Source organism: Mitsuaria sp. TWR114 (assembly GCF_007997345.1).
This window is the reverse complement of record NZ_VOSR01000714.1, coordinates 3,855-5,420: the sequence shown is the minus strand read 5'-3', so window position 1 is coordinate 5,420 and position 1,566 is coordinate 3,855. Positions and strand designations below refer to the sequence as shown.

Sequence of the window (1,566 nt, the reverse complement as noted above, 5' to 3'; positions counted from 1 at the left end):
ACCGCCAGCGCGGTGCCCACGGCCATCAGCGGATGCTCGCGCACGTTCGCGCGCAGGCTGTCGCACCACTCGTTGCCGGTCGTGCGCAGCCGGTCGGCGCGCTCGTGCAGCAGCTCGTTCGTGTCTTCCAGGCTTTTCTGCAATTGCTGCGCCTTCGGCGCGGCGGTCGTCGCCAGGCGGTCGATGGTGGCGTGCGCCTTGTCGGCGACGCGATTCACCAGGTCGACCGCGGCGGTGCTGGACGGCGCGCTGCCGTTGGCGATCTTGGCGGCGTCGTCGGCCGTCGTGAACGGCACGGACTTGTCGCTCTTCTCGTTGTTGGGCGTGGTGCTCATGGGAAATTTCCTTTCGTCGTGCACGAGGGCGGCGGGAGTGCCGGGACAGGGGGTAATCGGGATGACGGCAAGCCGCGTGCCGTCATTCGCAGGCGCGATTCACAGGCGCGATTCAGCGCGGCAGCGGCGGCTTCGGATGGGCGTCCAGGCCGCGGTGCGGCGACTCGGCCACCTGCGGCCGGCCGCCTTCGGGCTCGAGCAGCTCCTCGATGATGAAGTGCCCGTAATACTGGGCGCGCTCGGCGCGGTTGCGACGCGCGATCTCGGCGATCTCGCGCGCCTGCGCATCGTCCTTGGCCTTGACGACCAGGAAGTGGTAGCCGCGTTCGGCCAACTCGCCGTGGCTGCGCAGCAGGTTGATCTCCTGCCCGATCGCCGCCAGCGGGCTGGCGTGGCGCAGGTCGCGCTCGACCAGCTTCACCATCTCGCGGTCGTCCACCGCGTGCAGGTCGGTCTCGGCGATGCCGTGCGCGGCCAGCGCGGCGCGCGCCTGGCCCGCCTCGCGGCGCCGGGGAAGGCTGATCACCAGGTGGTCCACCGGCTTGTGGACGCCGAAGCTGGTGGGACGGTCGTCGTCGCTGCCGCCGGCGGCGCCGGCTCGGGTACTCGTGGCCATGACGGGCTCCTTGGGGTGGCGAGTCTTCCTCGGCAAGGCAAGCCTCGTACCCATCGCGCGCTTCGCCTTTCCCGATGGCGAAGCACGAAATCCCAAGCCCCCGACATCGTGTCAGGACCGTTGACGGATCGGTCGTCGGGCGGTTACACCGCTGGAGCCGAATGCGTGACATCCCCAAGGATTGGGACGCATCCGGGCACGAGGATTGCCCTTTTTCGCGACCAACTGAAGGACCAGGGAAGGAGCGAAACGATGAACGACGGTCTCACGTCGGTGCTGTACATCGAAGACAGCCCGCTCAACGTCATCGTGATGGAGGCGATGTTCGAGCAACGCCGCGACCTGCGGCTGCATGTGGCCGAGGCCGGCATGCCGGCCTGGCGCCTGAGCGCGCGGCTGCAGCCCTCGTTGCTGCTGGTGGACCTGAACCTGCCCGACTGCCACGGTTCCGACCTGCTGAAGCTGCTGCGCATGCGGCGCGGCTGGGCGCAGGTGCCGGCGATCGCGGTGACCGCCGATTCCGATTTCGACGCGCTCGGCGCGGGCTTCCTCGAGCTCTGGGCCAAGCCGCTGGACGTGCGCAAGACGCTGGACCGCCTGGCCGAGCTGCTGCCG

General features: G+C 69.3%; 2 protein-coding genes and 1 pseudogene. 1 reads left to right on the top strand and 2 read right to left on the bottom strand.

Annotated features, from left to right (window positions below):
- Together FUT87_RS22955 and FUT87_RS22950 are read right to left on the bottom strand one after the other, a co-directional pair.
- Window positions 1-335: hypothetical protein (locus tag FUT87_RS22955; protein WP_147242510.1), on the bottom strand; the 335-nt coding region annotated here is incomplete at its 3' end.
- Between the two features lie 112 nt (window positions 336-447).
- A complete protein-coding gene (locus FUT87_RS22950; RefSeq protein WP_147242509.1) occupies window positions 448-951 on the bottom strand; it encodes a hypothetical protein in 504 nt (167 codons plus the stop codon).
- A 252-nt stretch (window positions 952-1,203) separates the two neighbouring features.
- Here FUT87_RS22950 and FUT87_RS30050 point away from each other — a divergent pair.
- Window positions 1,204-1,566 (top strand): annotated as a pseudogene (locus FUT87_RS30050) (response regulator); the annotation flags it as partial.

Bases quoted from the DNA above. Each gene is read 5' to 3' on its own strand.
- FUT87_RS22950 (WP_147242509.1), bottom strand. From the start codon at position 951: ATGGCCACGAGTACCCGAGCCGGCGCCGCCGGCGGCAGCGACGACGAC.